This is a genomic window from Streptomyces sp. NPDC079141 (assembly GCF_040686775.1).
In the GTDB taxonomy this organism is placed as follows: Bacteria; Actinomycetota; Actinomycetes; order Streptomycetales; family Streptomycetaceae; genus Streptomyces.
Genome location: NZ_JBFBLP010000009.1, coordinates 1 through 25,544, shown reverse-complemented (window position 1 = coordinate 25,544; position 25,544 = coordinate 1). Strand labels below are relative to the sequence as shown.

General features: G+C 72.3%; 26 protein-coding genes and 1 pseudogene. 13 read left to right on the top strand and 14 right to left on the bottom strand.

All coding sequences use genetic code 11. The annotated features are described in order from the left end of the window. The first annotated feature begins 14 nt into the window (after positions 1-14). Entirely contained in the window at positions 15-869 is an 855-nt protein-coding gene (locus tag AB0Q90_RS24105; protein ID WP_363165795.1) for a carbohydrate ABC transporter permease, read from the top strand. After that, entirely contained in the window at positions 866-2,272 is a 1,407-nt protein-coding gene (locus AB0Q90_RS24100) for a glycoside hydrolase family 32 protein (protein WP_363165796.1), read from the top strand. The genes AB0Q90_RS24105 and AB0Q90_RS24100 overlap by 4 nt, the downstream gene beginning before the upstream one ends. A gap of 172 nt (positions 2,273-2,444) precedes the next feature. Here AB0Q90_RS24100 and AB0Q90_RS24095 read toward each other — a convergent pair whose 3' ends face one another. Then, positions 2,445-3,509: a LacI family DNA-binding transcriptional regulator gene (locus AB0Q90_RS24095; RefSeq protein ID WP_363165797.1), complete on the bottom strand. Its 1,065-nt coding sequence runs from the start codon at positions 3,507-3,509 to the stop codon at positions 2,445-2,447. Between the two features lie 269 nt (positions 3,510-3,778). On the opposite strand from AB0Q90_RS24095, the gene AB0Q90_RS24090 reads away from it, so the two are divergent. After that, positions 3,779-4,213, top strand: coding sequence for a cupin domain-containing protein (locus AB0Q90_RS24090; RefSeq protein WP_363165798.1), 435 nt, complete (start codon positions 3,779-3,781; stop codon positions 4,211-4,213). Here AB0Q90_RS24090 and AB0Q90_RS24085 read toward each other — a convergent pair whose 3' ends face one another. The 8 genes and pseudogenes from AB0Q90_RS24085 to AB0Q90_RS24050 form a co-directional block, all read right to left on the bottom strand. After that, positions 4,214-6,550 carry a SpoIIE family protein phosphatase gene (locus tag AB0Q90_RS24085; protein ID WP_363165799.1) on the bottom strand — a complete coding sequence of 779 codons (2,337 nt, stop codon included), beginning with the start codon at positions 6,548-6,550 and terminating at the stop codon, positions 4,214-4,216. 60 nt (positions 6,551-6,610) lie between these two features. Further along, a complete protein-coding gene (locus tag AB0Q90_RS24080) occupies positions 6,611-7,078 on the bottom strand; it encodes a peroxiredoxin (protein ID WP_363165800.1) in 468 nt (155 codons plus the stop codon). After that, positions 7,075-7,455: a DoxX family protein gene (locus AB0Q90_RS24075; protein ID WP_363165801.1), complete on the bottom strand. Its 381-nt coding sequence runs from the start codon at positions 7,453-7,455 to the stop codon at positions 7,075-7,077. Before AB0Q90_RS24075 ends, AB0Q90_RS24080 begins: the two co-directional genes overlap by 4 nt. Before the next feature lie 206 nt (positions 7,456-7,661). Further along, on the bottom strand, positions 7,662-8,171 hold the full coding sequence (locus AB0Q90_RS24070) for a MarR family transcriptional regulator (protein WP_363165802.1): 510 nt from the start codon (positions 8,169-8,171) through the stop codon (positions 7,662-7,664). 83 nt (positions 8,172-8,254) lie between these two features. Further along, positions 8,255-8,697, bottom strand: a pseudogene (locus tag AB0Q90_RS24065) (enterochelin esterase domain-containing protein); the annotation flags it as partial. Positions 8,698-8,881: 184 nt separating this feature from the next. Beyond that, a complete protein-coding gene (locus AB0Q90_RS24060) occupies positions 8,882-9,865 on the bottom strand; it encodes a tyrosinase family protein (protein ID WP_363165803.1) in 984 nt (327 codons plus the stop codon). A gap of 1 nt (position 9,866) precedes the next feature. Further along, positions 9,867-10,226, bottom strand: coding sequence for a hypothetical protein (locus AB0Q90_RS24055; RefSeq protein WP_363165804.1), 360 nt, complete (start codon positions 10,224-10,226; stop codon positions 9,867-9,869). 117 nt (positions 10,227-10,343) lie between these two features. Further along, on the bottom strand, positions 10,344-10,994 hold the full coding sequence (locus AB0Q90_RS24050) for a TetR/AcrR family transcriptional regulator (protein ID WP_363165805.1): 651 nt from the start codon (positions 10,992-10,994) through the stop codon (positions 10,344-10,346). Positions 10,995-11,190: 196 nt separating this feature from the next. On the opposite strand from AB0Q90_RS24050, the gene AB0Q90_RS24045 reads away from it, so the two are divergent. The 3 genes from AB0Q90_RS24045 to AB0Q90_RS24035 all read left to right on the top strand — a co-directional run bounded on the left by AB0Q90_RS24045 (position 11,191) and on the right by AB0Q90_RS24035 (position 14,193). Continuing rightward, positions 11,191-12,171, top strand: a complete 981-nt coding sequence (locus AB0Q90_RS24045; RefSeq protein ID WP_363165806.1) for an ATP-dependent DNA ligase — start codon at positions 11,191-11,193, stop codon at positions 12,169-12,171. Positions 12,172-12,297: 126 nt separating this feature from the next. Further along, positions 12,298-13,074 (top strand): NPP1 family protein, encoded by a 777-nt coding sequence (locus AB0Q90_RS24040; protein ID WP_363165807.1) that lies wholly within the window; start codon positions 12,298-12,300, stop codon positions 13,072-13,074. Between the two features lie 96 nt (positions 13,075-13,170). Then, positions 13,171-14,193, top strand: a complete 1,023-nt coding sequence (locus AB0Q90_RS24035) for a questin oxidase family protein (RefSeq protein ID WP_363165808.1) — start codon at positions 13,171-13,173, stop codon at positions 14,191-14,193. Position 14,194: 1 nt separating this feature from the next. Here the strand turns inward: AB0Q90_RS24035 and AB0Q90_RS24030 are convergent, their stop codons facing one another. Continuing rightward, the gene (locus tag AB0Q90_RS24030) at positions 14,195-15,184 is read right to left on the bottom strand and encodes a DUF5937 family protein (protein WP_363165809.1); all 990 of its coding nucleotides are present in this window, start codon (positions 15,182-15,184) and stop codon (positions 14,195-14,197) included. A gap of 135 nt (positions 15,185-15,319) precedes the next feature. Between AB0Q90_RS24030 and AB0Q90_RS24025 the strand changes: the two genes are divergently transcribed. Genes AB0Q90_RS24025 through hemC form a run of 3 tightly spaced genes read left to right on the top strand, consistent with a single transcriptional unit; the run spans position 15,320 to position 18,430 of the window. Then, the gene (locus tag AB0Q90_RS24025; protein ID WP_363165820.1) at positions 15,320-16,489 is read left to right on the top strand and encodes an MFS transporter; all 1,170 of its coding nucleotides are present in this window, start codon (positions 15,320-15,322) and stop codon (positions 16,487-16,489) included. A 42-nt stretch (positions 16,490-16,531) separates the two neighbouring features. Beyond that, entirely contained in the window at positions 16,532-17,434 is a 903-nt protein-coding gene (locus AB0Q90_RS24020) for a hypothetical protein (RefSeq protein ID WP_363165810.1), read from the top strand. A 60-nt stretch (positions 17,435-17,494) separates the two neighbouring features. Further along, the gene (hemC, locus tag AB0Q90_RS24015) at positions 17,495-18,430 is read left to right on the top strand and encodes a hydroxymethylbilane synthase (protein ID WP_363165811.1); all 936 of its coding nucleotides are present in this window, start codon (positions 17,495-17,497) and stop codon (positions 18,428-18,430) included. A 12-nt stretch (positions 18,431-18,442) separates the two neighbouring features. On the opposite strand, the gene AB0Q90_RS24010 is transcribed toward hemC, so the two are convergent. Further along, positions 18,443-18,958 (bottom strand): hypothetical protein, encoded by a 516-nt coding sequence (locus AB0Q90_RS24010; protein ID WP_363165812.1) that lies wholly within the window; start codon positions 18,956-18,958, stop codon positions 18,443-18,445. Positions 18,959-19,469: 511 nt separating this feature from the next. Here AB0Q90_RS24010 and AB0Q90_RS24005 point away from each other — a divergent pair. After that, on the top strand, positions 19,470-20,258 hold the full coding sequence (locus AB0Q90_RS24005; RefSeq protein ID WP_363165813.1) for an RNA polymerase sigma factor SigF: 789 nt from the start codon (positions 19,470-19,472) through the stop codon (positions 20,256-20,258). A 15-nt stretch (positions 20,259-20,273) separates the two neighbouring features. On the opposite strand, the gene AB0Q90_RS24000 is transcribed toward AB0Q90_RS24005, so the two are convergent. Next, on the bottom strand, positions 20,274-20,603 hold the full coding sequence (locus tag AB0Q90_RS24000; protein ID WP_363165814.1) for an ANTAR domain-containing protein: 330 nt from the start codon (positions 20,601-20,603) through the stop codon (positions 20,274-20,276). A gap of 170 nt (positions 20,604-20,773) precedes the next feature. On the opposite strand from AB0Q90_RS24000, the gene AB0Q90_RS23995 reads away from it, so the two are divergent. Beyond that, entirely contained in the window at positions 20,774-21,577 is an 804-nt protein-coding gene (locus AB0Q90_RS23995) for a VOC family protein (protein ID WP_363165815.1), read from the top strand. Here AB0Q90_RS23995 and glgX read toward each other — a convergent pair. Together glgX and AB0Q90_RS23985 are read right to left on the bottom strand one after the other, a co-directional pair. After that, the gene (glgX, locus tag AB0Q90_RS23990; protein ID WP_363165816.1) at positions 21,549-23,711 is read right to left on the bottom strand and encodes a glycogen debranching protein GlgX; all 2,163 of its coding nucleotides are present in this window, start codon (positions 23,709-23,711) and stop codon (positions 21,549-21,551) included. The genes AB0Q90_RS23995 and glgX overlap by 29 nt on opposite strands. Then, on the bottom strand, positions 23,708-24,220 hold the full coding sequence (locus tag AB0Q90_RS23985) for a pep a2 (protein WP_363165817.1): 513 nt from the start codon (positions 24,218-24,220) through the stop codon (positions 23,708-23,710). The genes glgX and AB0Q90_RS23985 overlap by 4 nt, the downstream gene beginning before the upstream one ends. A 298-nt stretch (positions 24,221-24,518) precedes the next feature. On the opposite strand from AB0Q90_RS23985, the gene AB0Q90_RS23980 reads away from it, so the two are divergent. Both AB0Q90_RS23980 and AB0Q90_RS23975 read left to right on the top strand, forming a co-directional pair. Beyond that, positions 24,519-24,818 carry a DUF5133 domain-containing protein gene (locus tag AB0Q90_RS23980; protein WP_363165818.1) on the top strand — a complete coding sequence of 100 codons (300 nt, stop codon included), beginning with the start codon at positions 24,519-24,521 and terminating at the stop codon, positions 24,816-24,818. A gap of 76 nt (positions 24,819-24,894) precedes the next feature. Then, positions 24,895-25,544, top strand: a 650-nt coding sequence (locus AB0Q90_RS23975) for a maltotransferase domain-containing protein (protein WP_365733588.1), incomplete at its 3' end; no start/stop codon positions are given.

Sequence of the window (25,544 nt, the reverse complement as noted above, 5' to 3'; positions counted from 1 at the left end):
GCCGGGTGAGTCCCTTGAGCCAAGCAACCCTGTCCCTGAGCCGCGCCCGGTACTCGCTGGCGCCGTGGGCGCGGATCGCCGCTCTGACGGTGTGCGCGCTGCTCACCCTCGGGCCGGTCATCTGGACCGTCTCCACGTCGCTGCGCACCCCGGCGGAGTCCTTCGACCTGCCCCCGAAGATCATCCCGACCAGCCCGACGACCGAGGCGTACTCCGGGGTCTTCGACCAGATCGACGTCTGGCTGCTCGCCCTCAACTCGACGCTGGTGACCGCGCTGATCGCGGTCGGCCAGATGATCACGGCGGGGCTCGCCGGATACGCCTTCGCGCGGCTCGAATTCCGGTTCAAGAAGCCGCTGTTCGGGCTGGTCCTGGCGACCATGATGGTGCCGCTGCAGGTCACCATCGTGCCGGTGTTCCTCGTGCTGAAGTCGATGAGCCTGACCGACACCCTGCTCGGGCTGATCATCCCGGCCTTCCCGACCGCCTTCGGCACCTTCCTGATGCGCCAGTACTTCCTCGGCATGCCCAAGGACCTGGGCGAGGCGGCGATGCTGGACGGCTGCAGCCCCTGGCGGACGTTCCGGTCGGTGTACGCGCCGCTGGCCACGCCCGGGCTCGCGATCGTCGGCGTGCTGGCGTTCAACTACCACTGGAACGAGTTCTTCCGGCCGCTGATCCTGGAGACCTCCGGCCAGAACTACACGCTGCCGCTGGGCCTGGTCTCGCTCCAGGGCAACCTCGGAACCGGCTCGATCTCGGTCGTGCTCGCCGGTGTCGTCCTCTCCATGATCCCCGCCGTCGCCGTGTTCGTCGTAGGACAGCGTCCTCTCCGTGAGGGCATCACCTCCGCAGGAGTCAACCGTTGAGCAGCGCCCTGCCGTCCCTGGACCCCAACGCCCCCCGCTTCCGGGTCCGTCCGCCCGCCAACTGGATCAACGACCCCAACGGTCCCTTCCGTTGGCGCGGCCGGTACCACCTGTTCTACCAGCACAACCCGGACGCTCCCGTCCACACGAACGTCCACTGGGGCCATGTCTCCAGCCCTGATCTCGCCGACTGGGAGCACCACCCGATCGCGCTCACGCCGACGCCGGGCGGCCCGGACGAGGCGGGCTGCTGGTCGGGTTGCATGGTCGACGACGACGGCGTACCGACGGCCGTCTACACGGGTATCGACCACCACCACATGGGCCTCGGCACGATCTGCCTGGCCCGGGCCGCCGACCCCGACGACCCCGCGCTCGCGGAGTGGAAGCCGCTGCCGACCCCGGTGGTGACCGGCCCGCCCGCCGACCTCGACGTGGTGATGTTCCGCGACCCGTTCGTCTTCCGCAGCGGCGGCCGGCGCTGGGCGCTGGTCGGCGCGGGCCACGCCGACGGCACCCCGTCGGTCCTGCTCTACGACTGCGACGACCTCGCCGACTGGCGCTTCGCCGGCGTCCTGCTGGACGGCAACGACCCCGTGGCCGCCGATGTGCTGGGCGACCGGTCCGTCGGCTGGGAGTGCCCGCAGATGTATGTGACGCCGGGCGGCGACTGGGTCCTCGTGCTCTCGCTGTGGGACGGCGACCCGTGGGCCACCGGCTATCTGACGGGCCGTCTGGCCCCGGACGACGAGGGCGGGTTGCGCTTCGAGGCGCGTTCGGGCGGTCACCTGGACCACGGGCGGGACTGCTACGCCCCCGCCGTACTCCAGGAGGACGACCGCGCCCTGCTGTGGGGCTGGTCCTGGGAGGCGCGGGGGCAGGACGAGGTGGACGCCGCCGGATGGGCGGGGGTCCTCACCGCACCCAGGGTGGTCGACGTGCACCCGGACGGCTCACTGCGCGTCTCGCCCGCCCCGGAGCTGGAACTGCTGCGCGCTGCCTCGCCGTTCGTGACCGCTCCCGGCACCGTGCCGCTGCCCGAGGCCTACGACCTGACGGTCACCGCGCACGGCCCGACGGCGGTGACCCTGCTGCGCGCCACCTCGGGCGCCGAGCTGACGGTCCGGGTGGACCCGGCCGCCGGCATCGTGCTGCTCGACCGCACCGACTGGCCCCGCACGGGGCGGGAGGATTCCGCGCCGATCGAGGTACGGGTACCGGGCGTCCCGCGCCTGGACGTACGCGTCCTGGCCGACGGCTCCCTCCTGGAGCTGTACGTCGCCGACCGGGCGACGGTCACCGAACGCGTCTACCGACGCCCGGACGACGTGTCCGAGCTCGCGGTGACGGGGGCCGGGGCGGCCGTCACCGGGTGGGAACTGGTCCAGCCGACGCCGCACTGAACCGACCGCCTCACAGGCCGGACGCCGCCTCTCGCGAGAGGCGGCGTCCGGCCTGCGTCTATGAGCCCTGTTCCGAACGTCGGCCGTGATGGCGCCCCGGCTCCGGGCTTCACGAACCGCTGGTATGCGCACCCGAGCCGATGGCAGCCGGGAGCGGCCCGGCGCCTCTCCGTCACCCCGCGCGAACCGGCCCCACCGACGCCCGGCTGACCACCTCGCAGGCCAGGCGCCGGGTTGTGGCGGGCGGTGTCCGGCCCGTGTCGATGGCGTCCAGCAGGAGGCGGGCGGCGGTCTCGCCCATCGCCCGGTGCGGGAGGGCGACCGTGGTGAGCGGCGGTGCGAGGAACGCGGCCATGTGCTCCTGGTCGTCGTAGCCGACCACAGACAGGTCGTCGGGGACGGTGATGCCGAGCCGGGTCGCGGCGTGCAGGACGCCCGCCGCGACGCGGTCGTTGTAGCAGAAGACGCCGGTCGGGCGGCGGTCGGCAGGGGCGCCGTCGAAGATGCGCAGGGCGCCCTCGTAGCCGCCGGAGATCTCGCCGCCGGCCCGCACGACCCATTCCTTGGGGACGGTGATGCCCTCGGCCCGCAGGGCGTCGCGGAAGCCGCGCAGGCGTTCGATGGAGGCGATGTCGTCGAGGCCGCCGATGTGGGCGATCCGGCGGTGGCCCTGGTCGAGGAGGAGTCTCGCGGCCGTGCGTCCCCCGGCGCGCTCGGCCGGGATCACGGCGGGCAGGGAGTCGTCCTCGGGCAGGCAGTTGGCCAGCACGGAGTGGGTGCGGTGCAGGCCCTCGGGGACGCGGACCCGGCGCAGGGACATCGCGGCGTAGATGATGCCGTCCACGCGGCGGTCGAGGAGTTCGGCGACCGCCGCGTCCTCCTTGGCCGGGTCGCCCCCGGAGTCCACGGTCAGCACGAGGTGGTCGTTGTCCCAGGCGGTCTCCATGGCGCCGCGCAGCAGCCTGCCCGCGAACGGCGAGGACGCGATCTCGTCGGTGACCAGGCCGATCACGGCCGTACGGCGGCGGCGCAGACCGCGGGCGACGGGGTCGGGGCGGTAGCCGAGCTGGGCGGCGGCCTGCCGGATGCGCTCCTGGGTGGCGGGCGAGAGGTTGCCCTCGGCCCGTCCGTTGAACACGAAGGACACGGCCGTGTGCGAGACGCCGGCCAGCCGTGCCACGTCCCGCGACGTGGGACGCCCGGTTCCCGTCGTCCGCTTCTCCTCGGCTGTGCCCATGTCCGTCCGCCGCCCTCGTCCCCGCCCCGTCGGTTGATCACTCTCACCCTAGTCGCGCGGGGCGGCGCGGGGACATCCGGCGCCGTGTTGATCGCCGCACGTGAGGGGTACCCGGGCCTGCTCGGGAGGACCATGGAGCCCCGGTTCGTCGTGCGGGGCCGGCAAGCCCGCTGGAGCGGATCTTGCGGTTCCGGCCCCAAGCCGGCTGTCCCGCCTCTATGTTCACGGCGGGTTCGACACTGTCCGCTCTCCGCCGGGAGGCTCCTCGTATGCGCTGCGCTCTCCGCACCGCCGTCACCGGATCGGTGGCCGCCGCCGCCCTTCTCGTCGGCGGCACCGCCCAGGCCACTCCCGCGGGCCCCGGGGTCACCGCACGGACCATCAGCCAGACCACGGTCGGCGGCACCGACTACATCCTGCGGGAGATAACCGTGCCGCCCGGCCAGGCGACCGGCTGGCACTACCACGACGGTCCGCTGTACGCCGTCGTGCAGCAGGGCACGCTGAGCCACTTCGACTCCACGTGCGCCTCCGACGGTGTCTATCCGAAGGGGAGTTTCATCGAGGAGCCGGCCGGGCCGGGCAATGTGCACATCGGGCGCAATCTCGGGGACAGCCCGATCGTCCTCGACGTGCTGTACGTGCTGCCGCACGGTGCGCCGTTCTCGCAGGACGCGCCGAACCCGGGCTGCCCCTTCGAGTGATCAGGGCAGCGGCTGCTCCGCCCAGATGGTCTTGCCGCGGCCCGTCTGCCTGCTGCCCCAGCGCCGGGTGAGCTGGGCGACCAGCAGCAGTCCGCGGCCGCCCTCGTCGAAGGCGTGGGCGCGGCGCAGGTGCGGCGAGGTGGAACTGCCGTCGGACACCTCGCAGATGAGGCTGCGGTCGCGGATCAGCCGGAGCTGGACGGGTGGTTCGCCGTACCGGATGGCGTTGGTGACCAGTTCGCTGACGACGAGTTCGGTGACGAACGCGGCCTCGTCCAGGCCCCAGGCGGCCAGTTGCTCGGTGGCCCACTGCCGGGCGGCTGCCACCTCGGCCGGGTCCGAGGGCACGTCCCGGCGCGCGACCTGGTCGCTGCCCAGGGTGCGGGTGCGGGCCAGCAGCAGGGCGACGTCGTCGCTGGGCTCCTCCGGCAGGACGGCCTTGAGCACGGTGTCGCACAGGGCGTCCAGCGAGTCGGCGGGGGTGGCCAGCGCCCGGCACAGTTCGGCGCCGGCGTGGTCGAGGTCGCGGTCCCGGTCCTCGATCAGGCCGTCGGTGTACAGGGCGACCAAGGCGCCCTCGGGCAGCTCCAGTTCGGTTGCCTCGAAGGGCAGTCCGCCGACGCCGAGCGGCGGTCCGGCGGAGACCGGGACGAGGTGTGCGGTGCCGTCGGGCAGGACGACGGCCGGCGGCGGGTGGCCCGCGGCGGCCAGGGTGAGTCGGCGCGAGACGGGGTCGTAGACGGAGTACAGGCAGGTGGCGCCCAGTTCCGCGACCTCGTCGCCGTCGCCGTTGGAGGCGAGGTGGATGACCAGGTCGTCGAGGTGGGTGAGGAGCTCGTCGGGTGGCAGGTCCACGTCGGCGAGGGTGCGCACGGCAGTGCACAGGCGTCCCATGGTCGCCGAGGACGGTATGCCGTGGCCGACCACGTCGCCGACGACCAGGGCGACCCGGCTGCCGGACAGCGGGATCACGTCGAACCAGTCGCCGCCGATCCCGGCCGGGGCCCCGGACGGCAGATAGCGGTGCGCCACCTCGACCGCCGCCTGTCCGGGCAGCCCCCGGGGCAGCAGGGCGTGCTGGAGGGTGAGCGCGGTGATGCGTTCGCGGGCGAAGCGGCGCGCGTTGTCGATGCAGACGGCGGCCCGGCCGGCCAGTTCCTCTACGAGTACGAGGTCGTCGGCGCCGTAGTCGTCGGGGTGTGCGATGCGGACGCCCACCGCGACGCCCAGCATGGTGCCGCGGGCCCTGAGCGGCACCGCGAGCATCGAGTGGGCGCCCTGTCGGTGCGGCCGGCCGGCGGGTGCGCGGGCGCCCAGTTCCGCGAACCAGCGCACGAAGTCCGGCTCGCCCGCCTGGCTGAGGACCGCGCGCCCGGCGCGCAGCGCCCGCGCCGACGGGGAGAACTCCGGGTGCACCTCGCTCGCGCCCAGCCGGACGGCGGCTTCGGGGGTGCCTTCGTGGCCGGAGCCGTGGGCCACGCGCCGCAGCAGGATGTCGCCGTTCGGCACGGCCGGGGGTTCGTCGGCGCCGAGGACCCATTCCAGCAGGTCGACGGCGGCGAAGTCGGCGTAGCGCGGCACCAGGACCTCGACCAGTTCCTCGGCGGTGCGCACGACGTCCAGGGTGGTGCCGATGGCGTCGGCGGCCTCGTTGAGCAGGGCCAGGCGCTGCCGGGCCCAGTACTGCTCGCTGCTGTCGAAGGCCGCGAGGGCGACCCCGGCCAGGTCGCCCGTGTCGTCCCGTACGGGCCACATCTCGATGTTCCAGGCGTGCTCCCGGTTGAGGGAGGGCTCGCCGGTGAAGCTCTCGTAGTGCACGGGGCGGCCGGTCTCGGCGACCTGGCGCAGGTTGCGGTGGAAGCCGCGGCTGTGTTCGGCGTCCTCGACGGTCTCCGGGAAGGGGCGGCCGAGCAGGGTCTCCTCGGGGACGCCCATCACCCGGCAGGCTGTCTCGTTCAGGCGCAGATAGCGCTGCCGGGTGTCGAAGACGGACATCGACAGGGAGGCCTGTTCGAAGGCCCGTGCCGCCAGGTCGGCCTCCGGGCCCTCCCGGGCGCGGTCGGTGGCGATCACGAAGCCCGCGTCCGTGCTGTCCGGGCCGAGCAGCGGGCATGCCATCACGCTGACGGCGACGGTGCCGCCGTCGCGGTGGTGCAGGACGACCCGCCCGGACCGCGCGACGAGGGTCCGGGCCGGCACCTGTTCGGCGAGGAAGTCGGCCGCCGGCCGCCCCACGGCTTCTTCGGCGGGGTATCCGGTCAGCAGCCGGGCACCTTCGCTCCAGCCCGTCACCCTGCCCCGGGTGTCTGTGGTCGCCACCGCGGCGACATGCTCCATGCTGTCCAGAATGGTCCTGTTGCCGCGGTGCATCAACCGAGGCAGAAGGCTCCCGGCGCCTCAGCCCCGCCGGGTCCGCAGTGCGGCGAGCGCCCGGTCGGCGTGGGTGTTCATGCGCAGCTCGCTGCGGACGACCTCCAGGACCGTGCGGTCCTGCCCTATGACGAAGGTGCTCCGCTTGGTGGGCGCCAGCGAGAAGCCGCGCTTCACGCCGAACCGCTCACGGACCGTGCCGTCGGTGTCGGAGAGCAGCGGCATGCCGAGCGTGTGCCGGCCGGCGAACTCCTGCTGGCGCTCCACCGGGTCGCCGCTGACGCCGACGGGCCGGGCGCCCACGGCGGCGAACTCGGCGGCCAGGTCGCGGAAGTGGCAGGCCTGGGCAGTGCAGCCGGGCGTCAGGGCGGCGGGGTAGAAGAACAGCACGACCGGCCCCTCGGCCAGCAGTTCCGACAGCCGGCGGGTGGTGCCGGTCTCGTCGGGCAGCGCGAAGTCCTCGACCGTGTCACCGATCTCCACACGAGTGCTCATGCCTGTCCCTCCCCGTTCCGGGCGACGCTGCGGGCCCACAGCACGAGCGGCAGCTGGAGCGGCAGCCGGCCGAGGGCGGCCGCCCGGGCCGGGGCGGGGCGGTGCCGGTAGTCGACGGCCATCTTCACGTTGGCCGGGAACACCCCGACGAAGAAGGCCGCCGCGGCCAGGGCAGCGGTCTTCCGGGTCCGCGGCAGGGCGATGCCGGCTGCCAGCGCCAGCTCGGCGGCGCCGCTGACGTACGTCCAGGTCCTGGGCGTGCCCGGCAGCGCGCGGGGCACGATCGCGTCGAACTGGCGTGGGGTGGCGAAGTGAGCGACGCCTGCGGTGGCCAGCAGGCCGGCGAGCAGCAGGGGTGAGCGTTCGGACCGTGACACGGTTCCTCCTCCGGTGACTGCGGCGCGATGTTACCGGACGGTAGAAGGGAGGGGTACGGTCAGGCTGTGGTCGTCCGGGGGTCCGGCTCGTCGTCGGCGGCGCGGGCGGGGAACGGGGAAGCGCGGTCAGTTCGCGGTCACCCGGGGGCCCGGCCCCTCGTCGGCGCCGCAGGCCGGGAACCGGACGACAGAACGGCGAAGCACGGTCAGCCCGCGGTCGACTGCCGTTCCGGATCCTCGTCGGCCGCGTACGCGAGGAAGTCGTCGACCATGCGATGGAACAGGCCCGCCAGTTGCCGGAGTTCGTCCGGTGACCAGTCGGCCAGGGCCAGCTGCATGCCACGGGCGCCGACCTCGCGCACACGGGCGATGGCACTCCGGCCCGCCTCGGTCAGTTCGATGCGCTGGGCACGGCGGTCGTCCGGGTCGGGTACGCGGGAGACGTACCCGGACCTCTCCAACTGCTGCACCGTGCGCGTGACGTGCGAGGCCTCCACTCCCAGCCGGTTGGCCAGCTCCCCCGGGCGCTGCGGCTCGCCGTCGGCGATCTGGCGCAGCAGTGCGACCGCCGCGCGGTCCAGCGGTACGCCTGCCAGGGCCATCAGCCGTTCGTGCTGACGGGCGCGCGTGCTCAGGTAGGTGATGCGACTCAGCGCGCGCTCGATCTCGATCACTTCAGCGGCGGCGGGGCCGTCGGGGAGCGGTGGGGTGGACATACCGGCGACATTACCAGCTCGTTGCCTAAGTCAATTAATTTGCCGGCCCACACCCGCCCCGCCCGGCGCTCGCCGCGCAGCAGCGGGTCGGCGCGGCGTCGGCTGCGCAGCCAGGGCCAGTACGCGGGGGTGCCCGGGTCTGGCCGTCGCCCTCGTCGACGTAGAAGTCGTAGGTGCCGCGCCAGTCGCGGCGCAGGCGGAGCGCCCAGTGCCAGACGTCCGTACCGGGGACGTGCCGCATGAGGTTGCCCTCGGGGTCGCGCGGGTCGCCGAGCTTGTTCGGCAGGATCTGCACGGCTCGGGTCGTGGGGCCGCCGCGCCACAGGAACGTGACCGCCAGATGGTCGGCGGCGCCCTCGGGGTCGGGGCCGACCAGGGGGGTGCCCCGGCGACCGGCCTCGGCCCAGAACTCCTCGGTCCCGTCCGGCACGGGCAGTGCGCAGACCGGTTCCGCGAGCCGCGGCACCGGATGGGGCCGGGCCAGGCGGGGCGGGTGGTGCGGGGCGTTCTCGGGTGGCGCGGGCACGGTCGTCGAGACGATCACCACCGGCGCCAACCCCAACCACGTCGAGCTGGACGGCCGTAGCGCGTACGTGGTCGACAAGTCCGGCGCGGGCGGTGAGGACCAGCTCACCCGCATCCGCCTCGCCCGCTGACGGGAGGCCGGGGCCCGGTTCGCCGGGCCCCGGCCGAGAACCCTCGTGAACTCCTCAGGGCAGGGCGTCGTACGAGTAGACGCTGCTCGCGTCGAGAACCGTCCTCGGCGTGGCCGACCCGCCCAGCGGCGAGACGATCGCGTCGTCGATGCGATGGCCCTTCAGCGTGGCCGGCGCCGTCATGTCGGGCAGGTAGGTGCGACCGTGGCGCTCCATCCAGCCCTCCCAGATCCGGTCCACGTTGCAGTGGTGCAGATAGAAGACCGGGTCGTTGGGGGACGAGGCGAGCCCCATGTCGCGGCCGATCCAGGCGTGCACCGAGTTGTGCAGGCCGTACGGATTCCATCCTTCGACACGGTTGCGGAAGCCGACGGACGTGACGTCCCACGGGGAGAAGTCGTACGTCTTCACGCTCGGATCGCTTCCCGGCTGCGCCGTGTCCAGGGCTGCCAGCACGTGGTCGCCGGTGGGAAGGGTGCCCGAACCCGCCCCGCGTGCCCGCCGGAGACCGCGATCGGTCTGGATCAGCTGCAGGTTCTGGCTGGTGGTGATCCGCACCCGGAAGCTGTCGGGGTCGGCCTGGTCGAAGGCGAACGGCCCGTCCGTCACCGTGGGGGCGGCCGCGGTTCCGGTCGTGCCCATGCAGTCCGGCTGCCAGAAGGCGGAGTTCTTGGGGTGGTCCAGCTCGCCGTCCGCCGCCCAGTCCCAGTACGGCAGCCCGAAGTTCGGATCACCCAGAACGCGCCGCAGGTTGGCCTCGAACACCGCGAGCATCACGCGATGCCAGGGCAGGAAGACCGGGCCCATGTGCGCGGCGTTGCGTTCATCGGGGTCCCCGCCCGGAGGGATGGGGGTACGCATGGCCCGGACGTGCCAGATCACGAACAGGTCGTACGTGCGCACCGGCACCGGTACACCGCCGATCCCCAAGTTCGCCGTGGTGGACGCCGAGTTCTCCTGCTTGAGCAGTCGGACGCCTTCGATGTAGGCGTCCCGGGCCGCCGCGTCGGTCACGATGTTCTTGCGCACCACAGCCATCTCAACCGCCTCCGTGGTGGTGCGCTCCGTCGTGGCCCGCACCGGGCGATTCGCCGTATCCCTCGGGGTAGTTGTCGATCAGGGCCCGGACCGTGTCGAGGGCGGAGGCGAACTGGTAGGCGGGCAGGGCGTGACAGTGCACCTGGCCGTTGTTGTCCACGCCGACGTGGGCCGGTACCGGTCTGCCGTCGACGGTGACCTCGTAGGTCGTGGTGACGACGATCCGATGCCCCTCGTACAGGTCCGTGCGGACGGTCCTGGCGGGACCGTGGTGATGGACCGCCGGGGGCTGCGGCAGGCCGTTCAGATAGGCGCCCAGCTGCTCGGGGGCAGCGGCGGCTGTCAGTTCGGTTGGGTCCACGGGAAGCTCCTGGAACGTCAGGATCCGGCAGTCTGGAGCCGTACCTCCAGATCTCCACCGTCCCGCCAAAGCCGGCCTGCCGCATCTCGGATCGCTGCCGACGTCACCGCGCCGGGATCACCGCGTCGGTGTGACCGGCGCCTGCCACACGGCGACCAGTGCGTCCACGACGCCCGTCGCCGTGTCCTGCCAGCCGGCGCGGGGAGTGGGGGTGCCCTCGGCGAGGGCGCGTTCGCGCTCGGCGGCGATGTGCACGATCAGATGGCGTGCCATGTCGCCGCGTTCGGCGCGCACCTCGTCCGGGAGGTCGGGCAGCGAGCGGTTCAGGCCCTCGACGATCTCCCGCATGGCCGGGGAGCCGAGGGCCTCCTCGACCGTGATCCGGTGCAGTGCGGGGTCGGTCATCACCTGGGCGCAGAAGCGGGCGTACCAGGTGGGGCTGCCGAGGGCGGCGAGGTGTTCGAAGACGGGCCGGACCAGGCAGTCCACCCAGTCGCGTACGTCGGTGGAGCCGACGGTCCCTTCGACCAGCCGGGACCTGATGTCCTCGATGGGCGCGGCATGCTTGCGGACGATCGCGCGGACCAGGTCGGGCTTGGTGCCGAAGTGGTAGCCGACGGCGGTGTTGTTGCCCTGTCCGGCGGCCTCGCCGACCTGCCGGTTGGAGACCGCGTACACACCGCGCTCGGCGAACAGCCGCTCGGCCGCGGTCAGGATCAGCTCCCGGGTCGCGCCGGCCTGTTCCGCCCGTACCGACCTGCCTGCCATGCTCACCACCGCACCGGGACTTCACAGCCGTCCGCGACGGCCCGTCCCGTCGGCCGCCGCGGATCCGCCGCGCGGCGGCACGTTCCTCGACGAAAAGCCTACGCAATGCCGCTCCCGCCGGATGTGCGGGCCGCCGATCAGGCGAAACCCGGGGCCCGGGCGCGTGGGCCGGGACCGGGCCGTCGACAACTCACCCGTGAGCCTGCCGCTGATCCCCCCGATGCTCGCCACGCCCGGCACCCTTCCACCCGCCGCGCAGGACGCGCGCTGGGCGTACGAGACCAAGCAGGACGGCCAGCGGGTGGTGGTCTATCTCGCCGGGGACGGCACCCTGCTGTTGCGGGCCCGCTCGGGGGAGGACGTCACGGCCGCCTATCCGGAGCTGCGTCCTCTGGGCGGCGCGCTCGGGGCCACGCCCGCCGTGCTGGACGGGGAGGTGCTGGCCCTCGACGAACGGGGGCGGGCCGACTTCCAGTTGCTCCAGTCCCGGATGGGGCTCGCCCACGCCCCGGCCAAGGCCGCCCGCCGGGCCGCGCAGGCCCCGGTCCATCTGGTGCTGTTCGACGTGATGCACCTGGCCGGCCGTCTGCTCGTACCGCTGCCCTACAGCCGGCGGCGCGAGCAGTTGACGGGGCTCGGCCTCGACGGACCGTACTGGTCGACGCCCGCGGCCCTCGTCGGCCATGGCGAGCAGGCGCTGCGGGCCACGCGTGAGCACGGTCTGGAGGGCCTGGTGTGCAAGCGGCTGGACTCGGTGTACGAACCCGGCGTCCGCGCCCGCACCTGGATCAAGATCCGCAACATGCACGCCGAGGACGTCGTCGTGGGCGGCTGGCTCCCCGGCAAGGGGCGGCTCACGGGCCTGCCCGGCGCGCTGCTGGTCGGCCAGCGCGCGAGCGGGCGGCTGCGGTACGTCGGCGGGGTGGGCACCGGCTGGAGCGAGAAGGAGCGCGAGGAACTCGCCGCCCTGCTCAGGGCCGCCGAGACGAACGTGTGCCCCTTCGATCCGGTGCCCTCGGTCCCGGGCGCGCACTGGGTGGTTCCCCGGCTGGTCGGCGAGGTGCGGTTCAGCACCCGTACCCGGGCCGGAATGCTGCGTCAGCCGTCCTGGCTGCGGCTGCGGCCCGATCTCACACCGGAGGAGTCGGCGGCCGACATGCCCGACGCACAGCCATGATCCGAATATTGGCGCAGCCGTCATCGAAGAGTCGCCTGCCCCCTCTTGGCGCGGACATGAAAAGTGGGGAAGCTGAACTTCCCTTTCCCCCACAGCCGTTGGGCTGCGCCCGAAGAGGAGGACGCAGTGTCGTCACCGTCGTTCAAGAAGCACCGCAGGAGATGGCTCACCGGACTCGCCGGAGCCGCCGCGCTCGTCATCGCCTTCCCCTCCGTGGCCTTCGCCGCCCCGCCGCCGGCGCTGCCCGCCAACGCCGAGGCCGCCGAGTTCACTTACCAGCCGGCCTTCGACTACGACACGGACGGCTGCTACTCCACGCCCGCGATCGGCCCCGACGGCACGGTCAACGGCGGCCTCAACCCGACCGGCGCCCTCAACGGCAGCTGCCGCGACGCCTCGGACCTGGACAACACCAACAGCTACTCGCGCTACAAGTGCAACAACGGCTGGTGCGCCTATATGTACGGCCTGTACTTCGAGAAGGACCAGGCGATCGCGGGCAGCAGCATCGGCGGGCACCGGCACGACTGGGAGCACGTCGTGATCTGGGTGCAGAACGGCGCCGCCCAGTACGTCTCCACGTCCAACCACGGCTCGTTCACCGTCAGCGCGGCCTCGGGCGTCCGGTTCGACGGCACTCACGCGAAGATCGTCTACCACAAGGACGGCATCAGCACGCACTGCTTCCGGCTGGCGAACTCCAACGACGAGCCGCCGGAGAACCACAAGGGCACCTGGCAGTACCCGCCGCTGGTCGGCTGGAACGGGTACCCCGCGGGTGTGCGCGACAAGCTGACCGCGTACAACTTCGGCAGCGCCAACTTCGGCCTGAAGGACAGCAGTTTCGGCAACCATCTCGCGTCGGCGAAGCCGTCGGGCATCACCTTCGACCCATACGCCTGATCCGGCCGTAGGGCCCGGGGACTAGGACCTGCGCCGCGCCAGGCCTCCTCCCCGGGCCCGATCCGGTGCCACGGACCGCTCTCTACCGTGATCGGCATGGAGACGAGAGACACGAGCGGGCAGCTCGAAGAGGCCCTGGAACGCCTGCACGCCTCCGGCCCGGAGTTCGAGGGCTGGCTGACCAACCACGCCCCCATGGTCGTCGAGGCGCTCGCCGCGCACGGGCACGCCGGGGCGGTGCACCACTGGGTGGACCTCTACCGGGACCGGCTGGACGTCCTGCCCGACCGCGTGGCCCCGGTCACGGACGACAACTGGTCATCGGCGCTGGGTGATCCGCGCCGGATCACGGACTGGACCGACCACTTCTCCCGCTCCCTCACCGAGCGCCCCTGGCGGGACGTCCTCGCCGAGTGGTGGCCGCGGCTGCTGCCAGGCATGTACGGCGGCGCCACGCACGTCGTCATCCGGCTCGGCCACGCCGTACGCGCCCTCGAAGCCGCCGAGAACGCACCCCGGCTCGCCGAACTCGCCCACGGGCTGGGCTACTGGGCGGCCCGGCACCAGCCGGTGACCGGATTCGTCGTACTGCCGGATGCCGCAACCACCGCCGCCGAGGCCCTGGACGCCGTACCCGGCATCGGCAAAGGGCACGTGGGATTCCTCAACCGCCTGGCCGCGGTGCGGCAACTGCCGCTGTGGGCCCAGGAGGTGACCGACCCGGACACCGCGCGGCAGAAGCTGACGGAGCTCGTTCGTGCCACGACCCACCGCTACGCCACCCACGGCCACGGCGAGCCGACCATGCTCGTCCACGCGGCGACGGCCCCCAACGCCGTGCTGCGGACACTGGATTCGCTGCCGCGCGACCTGTGGGCGCCCAGCCTGCACGCGGCCTGGACGGCGTCCGCCGCCGTCACCGCGATGTACGCCCCCGAGGAACCGGTCGCGTACGAGCCGCCCGCGCGCCTGACGGCCGAGGAGGTCATGGAGCGCGCCCTCGCCCACGGCGACGAACACGTCATCAAGCTGGCCGACACCGCCCTGGACGTCGGCGACGACCTCGCGCTTGCCGCGGCCGTGCGCGCGGTGGAGATGAGCGAACCCCTGGTCGCCTGAGTCAGCCCCCGTTCACCATCGCGTCGCCGAGGCCGGTGCGCCCGTACAGGACGTAGAGGCCCTGGCGTCGCGAGGTGAGCAGCCCCGTCTCCCGCAGCACCGACAGGTGCGCCGACACGGTCGACGGGGCCAGTCCGTGCCGGGCGGCGAGTTCGGTGGTCGAGGCGGGGGCGGTGAGGCCGGTGAGGACGGCCGCGCGCTGGTGGCCCAGCAGCCGGGCGAGGCCCTCGGACGGGCTCGGCACGGCGGCCTCGTGCACCCGGCCCATCCCGCGGGCCGGGTAGATGACGGTGGGCTGCCAGGGCCGGGCGAAGCCGCTGACCACGTCCGGCCACACGAACACGCTCGGCATCAGCAGCACGCCCCGCCCGTCGGCCCGCTGCGCGTCCGCGACCTCGCCGTACATGCCCAGGGTGAGCGTCCCCTCGGTCCAGCCGATGCCGGGGTGCAGGTCGGTGAGCAGCGCGTCGAGTCCGCCGTCGGCGGCCTGCCGGGAGCGGTGGGCGATGTCCGCCTCCAGGACGGCACGATGGCGCGGCCAGTCCGCCGCGAGCAGGGCATGCCAGGCCCGTTCGGTGAGCTCGGCGAGCTGCCGCACGGTGCCGGCCGGGTCGTCGAGCGCCGCGCGCCCCCGGGGCGACTCGGCGAGCCCCGGGGTGCAGGCGAGCGAGCGGGCCATCTCCGCGTGGGCGAGGGCGGGATCGGTGGCCCGCATCCGCGCCAGTTCGTCCTCGAAGGAGGGGTACGGCTCCGGCGGGGGCGGGCCGAGGAAGTCGGGCGTGTAGCCGCCGGGTGGCGGGATGAACATCAGCAGCGGGTCGAGGCCGAGCCCTGCGACCGTACGGCGGACCCGGCGCAGCCAGCCCTGGTGGTAGCCGTGCCGGCCGGGGCGGCGCAGCAGACGCAGCGCCTCGTGCGTCTGGCACAGCGGCGAGATCGCGAACCGGCAGCGTGTCAGGTCGTCGGTGCCCAGGTGGAAGCTCAGGGGCAAGGCGGCCTCCCTCGTCGACACGGCCGGATCGGGCGAGTGATTCGGCCTCGGACGAAAGAGTAGAAGCCTCCTGCCGGGCCCAGCAGGCTGCCTGCAATGACCGACCAACAATCACCGGCCCGGGAACGCTCCGGGATGGCCCCCGCGCGTCCGGCCGCCTGGCGCAGGGCCACCGTCGTCGCGGCGCTGATGCTCGCGGCGTTCACCTTCAACACAGCCGAGAACCTCCCCGTCGGCCTGCTGCCCCTCATGGCGGACGACCTCGGGGTGTCGCTCCAGGCGGTGGGCGTGCTGGTCACCGGCTACGCGCTCACCGTGGTGGTGGTGTCCCTGCCGCTCGCCCACCTCACCCGGTCCGTGCCCCGCCGGTACCTGATGGTCGTGCTGCTCGGGCTGCTCGCCGCGGCCAGCTGGATCTCCGCCCTCGGCTTCGTCTCGTACGGCCCGCTGCTGGCGGCGCGCGCGGCAACCGCGCTCGCGCAGGCGCTGTTCTGGGCGGTGATGGGCCCGGTCGCGGTGGGTCTGTTCGCGCCCGAGCGGCGCGGCCGCATCATCGGCCTGCTGTCGGTCGGGGGCTCGGCGGCCACGGTCCTCGGCGTGCCGGCCGGGACCTGGCTGGGCGTGCACACCGAGTGGCGGACCCCGTTCTCGGTGCTCGGCGCGCTCGCCCTGGTCTCGCTCGTCGCCGTCGCCGTGCTGCTGCCGACGTCCCGCCCGCAGGAGAGCCACTCCGCGTACGGTGCCGCCCCCGACCGGCGCCGCTTCCTCGTCGTCCTCGCCACGACCGCCCTGTCGGTGACGGGCGTGTTCACCGGGTTCACCTATGTCGCCACCTTCCTCGACGAGGTGAGCGGGTTCGGCGAGGACTCGGTGGGCGCCGTGCTGCTGGCGTTCGGCGCGGCGGGCCTTGCCGGGGTCACCGTGAACGGCCCGCTGCTGGACCGCTTCCCGCGCGCGACGCTCACCGTGCCGGTGACGACACAGGCCGTCGCCCTGCTCGGCCTGTACGCGGCCGGGGACAGCAAGGCGGCGACCGTTGTGCTGCTGATGCTGCTCGGCGCGTCGGTCGGTCCGGTGTTCATGGCGACACAGAGCCAGGTGCTCCAGGTGGCGCCGGGGCGCACCGAGTCGGCGCTCGCCGCCAACTCGGTGGCGTTCAACGTGGGGGTGGCCGCGGGCGCCTTCCTGGGCGGCATCCTGCTGCCCGCCGTGGACGTGCGCGGCACCTTCCTCGTCGGGGGCCTTCTCACCGTGGTGGCACTCGCGGTCCTCACCTGGCCCGCACGCGCGCGTACGGCGGCGTAAAACGCGTGGATCATGCGCGCCCGCCGCGGCTACGGTGCGCGCATGAACACGGAAGACACCTGGGTCGACGCGCGGGAACTGTTCTCCGAGTTGCGCGGCCACACCGGCCCGGACGCGTTCACGGCAGTGGTTCTGCCGTGGATCCGGCGGGCCGAGAAGGAGTACGGCAAGGACCTCGCCGAGGGCGTGGGCCTGCTGCCCCGGTCGCCGGGTGAGGACCTCCACGAGCGGTGCGGCGACCTGCTGTGGGAGCTGTACGCGCTCAGCCGGGTCAGCGACGTGCTGCTGCTGTCGTTCCAGCCGCCCGCCGACCCGGCCCCCGAGCAGCCGTGGCCGCCCCACCGCGAGTTTCCGGTCGAGGAGTGGCCGACGGTGACGGACGGTCAGTACCGGGAGCTGTTCACCCGGCTGGGCATGACGCCGTTCGAGGAGGCCGGCGCCTTCGATCCGTTCCTCCACGAGATCGTCGAGGTCGAGCAGGCCGAGGACCCGGACGAGCCCATACGCGTCACCGAGGTCGTCTGGCCCGGACTGTGGTTCGGGCACGTGCTGTTCGGCCGCGCCGGAGTGCGGGTGCGCGCGGGCGTCCGGCATGCCGAACGCGGTGTCGCCGACCGCTCGCCGCTGTACTGGACCTTCCTGCGCCGCCACCGCCCCACCGAGGACCTCTCCCAGGGCTGGGGACACAACTCGCAGTGGCGCACGGACTTCCGCGTCGACGTGCGCACCCCCACGGGCGACCACCTCAACGTGTGCGGGGACAACAAGGACATCGACGCCGACCTCGTCACCGAGGCCGACGCGCTGCTGACCCCGGCCGAGCGGCGTGACCTGCTGCGGCACCGCACTCTGGTGCGCACGCCGGACAACATCGACGCGCTGGCCGCCTGGAGCGCCGAGCACTGGCAGGTGAACTTCTACCCCTACGACTGGCGCCCGCGCTGATCGACGCGAATCGAGCGGTACCGCACGGACGCTGTGGCCGGAAGGTCTATCGTGTCCCGCATGTCCGTCCCGGAACTGATCCGTATCGTCTCCCGCGACTCGCCCATGGCGCTCGCCCAAGTGGAGCGTGTCCGCGCCGAGTTGGCGGCCCTGCACCCCGGTGTGCGCACCGAGGTCGTGCCGGTGAAGACGACCGGTGACAAGTGGCTCGGCGATCTGTCGAAGGTCGAGGGCAAGGGGGCGTTCACCAAGGAGGTGGACGCCGCTCTGCTGGCGGGCGAGGCGGACCTGGCGGTGCACTGCGTCAAGGACGTGCCCGCCGACCGGCCGCTGCCCGCGGGCACGACGTTCGCGGCGTTCCTGAAGCGGGACGACATCCGGGACGCCCTGGTGCATCCGGGCGGGCTCACCCTGGACGAACTCCCGGCCGGAACCCGCATCGGCACCTCCTCGGTGCGCCGGGTCGCCCAACTGGCCGCCACGCACCCGCATCTTCAGTGCGTGCCGTTCCGCGGCAACGCCAACCGGCGGCTGGCGAAGCTGGCGGCCGGCGACGCGGACGCGCTGCTGCTCGCCGTCTCCGGCCTGGAGCGCATCGGACGGCGTGAGGTGATCAGCGAGGTCCTCTCCCCCGAGACGATGATGCCGCCGATCGGCGCGGGCATCCTCGCCCTGCAGTGCCGGGAGGGCGACACCGAGCTCATCGACGCGGTCAGCGGCCTCGGCGACCCGGACACCCACCGGGAGGCCACCGCCGAGCGCATGTTCCTGCATGTGCTCCAGGGCCACTGCAACAGCCCGATCGCCGGGTACGCGCGCGTGGACCACGGTGGTGAACTCTCGCTGCGGGCGTGCGTGTTCACCCCGGACGGCAAGACGCGGCTCAACGCCCACGAGTGGGCCGGCCGGCTCGACCCGGCCACCCTCGGCACATCGGTCGCCGTGGCTCTGCTGCGTCAGGGCGCCCGCGAGGTCATCGACGGCATCCCCCACTGATCCGGCAGCGGATCAGGCGGTGCCCTCTTCGGCCTGCTCCCGCAGGAAGGTGTCCAGCTGGTGCGCCAGGCTCTCCCGCCCGGCGGCGGGATGGGTCTGTCCCTCGTCGAGCCCGATGCCGCCCGCCCACAGCCGGCGCTCGGTCCACTCCTCGTCGACGCGCAGCTGGATCTGGATGTCGACCAGGCTCAGGCTCGCGTCCGGTCCGGCCGCGTAGAGCACGGCGGTGGCCCGGCGCAGCGGGTAGACGTCGAAGCCCTCAATGAACTGCGTGTTGCGCCAGTCCAGGAAGGCGCTCTCGCCGTCGGGCCCGATCCGCACATCGATCTGGCCGTCCTCCAGGTGAATGCCGAAGTGCCGCTCGCCGCGGTTCTCGACGGTCACGCGGACGCTGAAGTACGTCATGCCCTCGGCGGCGTCGTCACGTCCGCGCGGGGGTTCCGACTTCTCCAGACGGTGGACGCGGACCCGCAGACCGGCATGCTCGTCGTACTCCTGCCAGTCCCCGACCACGTTCGGCTCGCACACACTGCACCTCTTCGACCTCAGAGAGCTGCTTCCTATCTGTGCGCCGAGTGCACTGTCAAATGAGCGGAATGCGCTGTGGCCAGCGCATTCCGCCCGTCTGATCGCTGATCAAGCGCTGCCCAGGCACAATCCGCCCGCCGCCCGGACGGGCGGGGGCGCGAGCGTGCCGCACATCACGTCCGCCGGCTTGATCGCCGGGACCGCACAGGGCGGGCGCCGCGACGTGCGGCGGGCGCACCGGCGGCGCGCCCGAGGAACGGCGAAAGGGCCCGCGACTTTCACTCACCGAATTCTTCCGATTCCGGAATGTACCGGCGGCCCGGATTTCCCTCCACGAAATTCCGCGAATTGTTTCGAAGCCCCCGGTACCGGGAATTCTCCCAGATGTGCTTCGGACCGGAGGCACGTCCGTGGGAGCCCTTTCCGACCGGCTCCGGACGTCTTCCATGAGTCCATGATCGCGCGCCTCCCACGGTGTCCCAGCCAGCATCTGCTGAGGGAGGCGCACTACATGCGTACCGCCGGCAGAACCAAGCACCCCCATCACGACGCTCCCGACACCGCCGCGGACTTCGAACGACTCACGCGGCTGCCGGAGGGCGCGGAACGCAAGGCACTCCGTGACGAACTGGTCCGGGCCTGGCTGCCCATGGCGGAGCGGATCGCGGTCCGCTTCAAGGGCCGCGGCGAGTCCCTGGAGGATCTCTACCAGGTGGCCGCGCTGGGCCTCGTCAAGGCCGTCGACCACTACGACCCGGCGCGCGGCTGCGCCTTCGAGGCGTACGCCGTGCCCACGGTCACCGGCGAGATCAAGCGGCACTTCCGCGACCACATGTGGACGCTGCACGTGCCACGGCGGGTCCAGGACCTGCGCAACAGAGTGCGGCACGCGGTGAAGGAACTGTCGCAGACGACACCGGGACGGGCCCCGACCGTGCAGGAGATCGCCCAGTACGCGCAGCTGAGCGAGAGCGAGGTACGGACCGGGATGGAGGCGCTGGAGTGCTTCTCCGCGCTGTCGCTGGAGGCCGAGATGCCCGGCACCGACGGCTACGCCCTGGGCGACGCGATCGGCGGACCCGACCCGGGCTACGACCTCGTCGTCGACCGGGTGGCCGTCAAACCCTGTCTGGACGCGCTGCCCGAGCGCGAGCGGACCATTCTCTATCTGCGGTTCTTCGGCGGGATGACACAGAGCCGCATCGCCCAGCAGCTGGGCATCTCGCAGATGCATGTCTCCCGACTGCTCAGCGGCTGCTTCGCACAGCTGCGCGAGGACCTGCTCGCCGGGGCCCGCTGAGGCCCCGCGGGCGGCTCACTCCTCGGGCCCCGGGATCTGCGTCGGACCGAGCCGGTCGAGGGCGTCCTCCAGTTCGGCGCGGATCTCGGGGGGCAGCTCGCCGTTGCGGCCCCAGATGAGGATCAGATCGGCGACGTTGCGGAGCTTGATGTTGGTGTGCTGGGAGACCTCCTTCAGCACCGCCCAGCCCTGTTCGGGGGCGACCCGGCCCAACGCGACGATCATCCCGATCGCCTGGTCCACGACGGCATGCGACTCGACGGCCTCCTTGAGCTGCTGGACTTCTTCCTGAAGCTCGGAGATCCGTTCGGTCTCGTCGGCGGGTTCGTGCGGTGCCCGGGTCACGCCTCCATCGTGTCACTCGTGCAGCGGTATGCCAGTGGGCGCAGGGTGGGAATCATCATTGTTTCGGCGCGACGCGCGGGGTACTCGGCGAGCGCCCGTAGGGGTAACGGCCGGACACTGGGAAGAGAAGCCGGTGGCCGCCGGCCGGCGAGACCAGGACGCGTACTGCCATGAACCACGACACGACAGGCCCCAGCGGCACGACGAACACCGTCTCCACACACTCCGTGTTCGGCGCACCCTGCTGGGTGAGCCTGACCAGCCGCGATCTGGAGGCCACCGAGGAGTTCTACAGCGCCGTCCTGGGCTGGCAGTGGCGCACGGGCAAACTCGGGGAACGTTTCCGGATCGCCCTGGCGGACGGGGTGCCCGTCGCCGGGATCGCCGCCGTCGCCGCGATGTGGCAGATGGCGGTCGCCTGGACGCCGTACTTCGCCGTGCCGAGCGCCGACGAGGCCGTGGCGCGGGTGCAGGAGCGCGGCGGTACGGCGGCCGTCGGGCCGATCTCCTTCCCGCCGGGGCGGGCGGCCCTGCTCGCCGACCGGGACGGCGCCACCTTCGGGATCTGGGAGGGGGAGCTGGAAAGCGACTGGGAGACCTGGCGCCGCTCCAGCCCGGCCTTCATCCGGCTGCACACCCGCGACGCCTTCGACTCCGCGATCTTCTACGGCGAGGTCCTCGACTGGGCGACGGAGCGGCCCGGCTGCTGCGAGGTGCACTACGAGGGCGGCGAGGTCGTGCTGCGCAGCCACGGCGATGTGGTGGCCCGGATCGAGTCGGGAGCGCTGGGAGCCGCTCCCGACCCCACCATCCGGCCGCACTGGCAGATCCACTTCGCCGTCGGGGACGTGGCGGCCTGCGCGCGTGCGGCGGAACTGCACGGCGGCAGCGTGCTGACGAAGTCGGGCGAGGAGGCCGTCCTGCGGGACCAGGACGGCGCCCAGTTCACGGTGACTTCACACCGGCAGCGGTAGCGCGCGACGGCCTCGACAACAGCACCAAGGACCGGGCCTCCACCGTCATACCCGTACCCGCCTTGTGCTCGGCCTCGTCGGGCGCGCCCTGCGCCTCCGCGGTGTCGATCAGCGTCGTCCAGCGTTCGCCGTAGGTGACGTCCGGCAGCAGGAACTCCACCGGCTCCCAGTAGCTGTTGAGCAGCAGCAGGAAGGAGTCGTCCACCAGGGGCCTGCCGCACGGGTCGGGTTCGGCGATGGCGTCGCCGTTGAGGAAGACCCCGACGCAGTGCGCGTCCGAGCGCTGCCAGTCCTCCTCCGTCATCTCGCGCGCGTCCGGCAGCAGCCACACCAGGTCGGGCAGCGGCTGGCCGGCGTGGGTCACCGTCTCGCCGCGGAAGAAGCGGCGGCGGCGCAGCACGGGATGGGCGGAGCGCAGTGCGATGACGTACCGCGTGAAGTCGGCGAGTTCGCGTTGCTCCTCGCTCAGCCGCCAGTCGATCCAGGACACTTCGTTGTCCTGGCAGTAGGCGTTGTTGTTGCCGCGCTGGGTGCGGCCGAGTTCGTCGCCGTGGCAGAGCATGGGGATGCCCTGCGACAGCAGCAGCGTGGCGAGGAAGTTGCGCTGCTGGCGGGCGCGGAGTTCGAGGACGGCCGCGTCGTGGGTGTCGCCCTCGGCGCCGCAGTTCCAGGACCGGTTGGTGCTCTCGCCGTCCCGGTTGCCCTCGCCGTTGGCCTCGTTGTGCTTGTCGTTGTAGGAGACCAGGTCGCGCAGGGTGAAGCCGTCGTGCGCGGTGACGAAGTTGACGCTGGCGCGCGGGCGCCGTCTGCTGTGCTGGTACAGGTCGGAGGAGCCGGTGAGCCGGGAGGCGAACTCGCCCAGCGTGTGCGGCTCGGTGCGCCAGAAGTCCCGTACGGCGTCCCGGTACTTGCCGTTCCACTCCGACCACAGCGGCGGGAAGTTGCCCACCTGGTAGCCGCCCTCGCCCACGTCCCACGGCTCCGCGATCAGCTTGACGCGGCTGATCACCGGGTCCTGCTGGATCAGGTCGAAGAACGCCGAGAGCCGGTCCACCTCGTGGAACTGGCGGGCCAGCGTGGCCGCGAGGTCGAAGCGGAAGCCGTCAACGTGCATCTCGGTCACCCAGTACCGCAGCGAGTCCATGATCAGCTGAAGGACGTACGGGTGGCGCATGAGCAGGCTGTTGCCGGTGCCGGTGGTGTCGTAGTAGTGGGACCAGTCGCCGTCCACCAGGCGGTAGTAGGAGGCGTTGTCGATGCCGCGGAAGGAGAGGGTGGGGCCCTTCTCGTTGCCCTCGGCGGTGTGGTTGTAGACGACGTCCAGGATCACTTCGAGGCCGGCCGCGTGCAGCGCCTTCACCATCGACTTGAACTCGGCGACCTGCTGTCCGCGGGTGCCGTGGGCGGCGTAGGCGTTGTGCGGCGCGAAGAAGCCGATCGTGTTGTAGCCCCAGTAGTTGGACAGACCGCGGTCCTTGAGCACGCCGTCCTGGACGAACTGGTGCACCGGCATCAGCTCGACGGCCGTGACGCCCAGCGAGGTCAGGTGCTCGACGACCGCGGGGTGCGCGAGGGCGGCGTAGGTGCCGCGCAGCTCGGCGGGGACGTCGGGGTGGGTGCGGGTCAGGCCGCGGACGTGGGCCTCGTAGATGACCGTGTCGGCGTACGGCCGCCGCGGCGGGCGGTCGTCGCCCCAGTCGAAGTACGGGTCGGTCACCACGCCGAGCATGGTGTGCCCGGCGCTGTCGGCCGGGGAGGGGCCGCCGGGGGCGCGCTCGAACAGGGAGGCGTGGTTGTCCATCTGCCCGTCGACCGCGCGGGTGTACGGGTCCAGGAGCAGCTTCGCCGGATTGCACCGGTGGCCGAGCGCCGGGTGCCACGGACCGTGCACCCGGTAGCCGTAGCGCTGGCCCGGCCCTACGCCCGGCAGGAAGCAGTGCCACACGAAGCCGTCGACCTCGGTCAGCGGAACGCTGGTGTGTCTGCCGTCGTCGCCGACGAGGACCAGCTCGACGCGCTCGGCGACCTCGCTGAACAGGGCGAAGTTGGTGCCCTGTCCGTCGTAGGCGGCGCCCAGCGGGTAGGGGTGCCCGCTCCAGGCGGGCACCCCTTTCCGGTGCTTGCGCGCGGTCACCGCGCCTCCTCCAGCACCCCGTCCGGGGCGCTCGCCGGACCGGCCAGCAGGGCGGCCGGCACCTCGCGCGGCACCTGAAGCACCTCGCGCAGGCTCGGCGCCGGGGCCGTCGGGACCAGCGGGATGCGCTGGTCGGCGCGGGCCCGCTGGGAGAACCAGATGACCTTGCTGCCGGTGTCCGTGGCGCAGCAGCCCCAGCCGTCGCTCATGGCCGCGATGTGCTCCAGGCAGCCGCGCAGGTCCTGGTCCGGGCGCAGATCGCGGTCGTTGCCCCCCACGGCGGTGATGAGGTGCTGGCCGTTCCACCACATCTCGATCGAGGTGCTCTTGTCCGTCGCGTGCTCGTCGATGGCCTTCAGCAGCAGTTCGGCGCCGCCGCAGACGGGCTGTACGAGGTTGTCCAGGTTCCAGTACCGGAGGTGAGCGGCCAGGATGCGCCTGACCTGTCCGACCCGTTCCGGACTGACTTCCACGTCGAGGTGGTAGTAGCAGGGCACTGCGGTCTTCATCGTCGTTGGCTCCTCACCGGCGAGACTCGGCGCTTCCCCGTCCCCGCGGGACGGGCCCCGAACGCGAAGCGTGAGCATTGATCGCTTCTGAGTCACCTCAAGGGTGGGAGTGCTACGCCATTCGTGCAACACGAGAGCGACACGCCAAGTCGTTGAAGCTCTAACAAGACGCTGGGTCGTCACACGTGCACCATGAGTGAAGACCTCGATGCCCCGTAACGGTGTCGTGTGTCCGCATCCCCGCCACCGCCCGACCGTCGGGACGCGTGCCGATCGAACCCGGAAGGTGAACGGCGTCATGCTGCTACCGGCCAAAGCCGAAGTCGCACGGCAACTGCGGCGCTACCGTGCCTGGGAACGTCTCATGCTCGCGGCCCCGACCGACCGCAACGTGCGGGCCACGTTCGAGGACTCGGGGTACACGCTGTGCGTGCTGATGGGCAAGCGGTGCGCGCGCGAGGCCGCGGACGCCGCCGAGCGCTATCTGCGCACCACTCTCGGCACCTACCTGCGGGAACAGAACCAGCGCGCCCGTCCGGGCGTCGCCGCCCGACGGGGACCGTCGGCCGCGAAACGGCGTTCCCCGGCGGGCACATAGGCCCCTCCGGCACAGCATGGATTCCTTGGCCGGGCCCTCCTGGGCCCGGCCACCGGCACGGCGGAGAGGCGAGACCATGAAGACAACCGCGGCCATCGGCCGTATCCCCGTACGGAACGTTCAGCCGTCCCTGGAGGGCGGCGGGCGTCCGGCCAAGGCGGTGGTGGGTGAGACGTTCGAGGTCTCGGCCACCGTGTTCCGCGAGGGCCATGACGCCGTGGCCGCCAATGTGGTGCTGCGGGATCCCGAGGGCCGTGCGGGCCCGTGGACGCCGATGCGCGAGCTGGCCCCGGGCACCGACCGCTGGGGTGCCGAGGTCACCCCCACCGCGCCCGGCCACTGGACGTTCCACGTCGAGGCCTGGAGCGACCCGGTCTCCACCTGGCGGCACCACGCCCGCATCAAGATCCCGGCCGGGATCGACACCGGGCTGGTGCTGGAGGAGGGCGCGGACATCCACGAGCGGGCGGCTGCTTCGGTGCCCCGCAAGGAGCGGCGGGTGATCCGCGCCGCCGTCGAGACGCTGCGCGACGACTCCCTGCCGGTCGTGACCCGCCTGGCGGCCGCTTTCCGGCCCGAGGTGGATGAGGTGCTGTCCCGGTATCCGCTGCGGGAGCTGGTCACCGCCTCGGACCCGTTGCCGCTGCTGGTGGAGCGCGAACGCGCCCTGTACGGCGCCTGGTACGAGTTCTTCCCCCGCTCCGAGGGCACCCCCGAGCAGCCGCA

Coding starts and splice junctions, on each gene's coding strand:
- AB0Q90_RS24060 (WP_363165803.1), bottom strand. CDS start 9,865: ATGGCTGTGGTGCGCAAGAACATCGTGACCGACGCGGCGGCCCGGGAC.
- AB0Q90_RS23980 (WP_363165818.1), top strand. CDS start 24,519: ATGCTGCTACCGGCCAAAGCCGAAGTCGCACGGCAACTGCGGCGCTAC.
- AB0Q90_RS24070 (WP_363165802.1), bottom strand. CDS start 8,171: ATGTCCACCCCACCGCTCCCCGACGGCCCCGCCGCCGCTGAAGTGATC.
- AB0Q90_RS24080 (WP_363165800.1), bottom strand. CDS start 7,078: ATGAGCACTCGTGTGGAGATCGGTGACACGGTCGAGGACTTCGCGCTG.
- AB0Q90_RS24025 (WP_363165820.1), top strand. CDS start 15,320: ATGGCCCCCGCGCGTCCGGCCGCCTGGCGCAGGGCCACCGTCGTCGCG.
- AB0Q90_RS23985 (WP_363165817.1), bottom strand. CDS start 24,220: ATGAAGACCGCAGTGCCCTGCTACTACCACCTCGACGTGGAAGTCAGT.
- hemC (WP_363165811.1), top strand. CDS start 17,495: ATGTCCGTCCCGGAACTGATCCGTATCGTCTCCCGCGACTCGCCCATG.
- AB0Q90_RS24050 (WP_363165805.1), bottom strand. CDS start 10,994: ATGGCAGGCAGGTCGGTACGGGCGGAACAGGCCGGCGCGACCCGGGAG.
- AB0Q90_RS24095 (WP_363165797.1), bottom strand. CDS start 3,509: ATGGGCACAGCCGAGGAGAAGCGGACGACGGGAACCGGGCGTCCCACG.
- AB0Q90_RS23995 (WP_363165815.1), top strand. CDS start 20,774: ATGAACCACGACACGACAGGCCCCAGCGGCACGACGAACACCGTCTCC.
- AB0Q90_RS24020 (WP_363165810.1), top strand. CDS start 16,532: ATGAACACGGAAGACACCTGGGTCGACGCGCGGGAACTGTTCTCCGAG.
- AB0Q90_RS24035 (WP_363165808.1), top strand. CDS start 13,171: ATGGAGACGAGAGACACGAGCGGGCAGCTCGAAGAGGCCCTGGAACGC.
- AB0Q90_RS24090 (WP_363165798.1), top strand. CDS start 3,779: ATGCGCTGCGCTCTCCGCACCGCCGTCACCGGATCGGTGGCCGCCGCC.
- AB0Q90_RS24005 (WP_363165813.1), top strand. CDS start 19,470: ATGCGTACCGCCGGCAGAACCAAGCACCCCCATCACGACGCTCCCGAC.
- AB0Q90_RS24085 (WP_363165799.1), bottom strand. CDS start 6,550: ATGGAGCATGTCGCCGCGGTGGCGACCACAGACACCCGGGGCAGGGTG.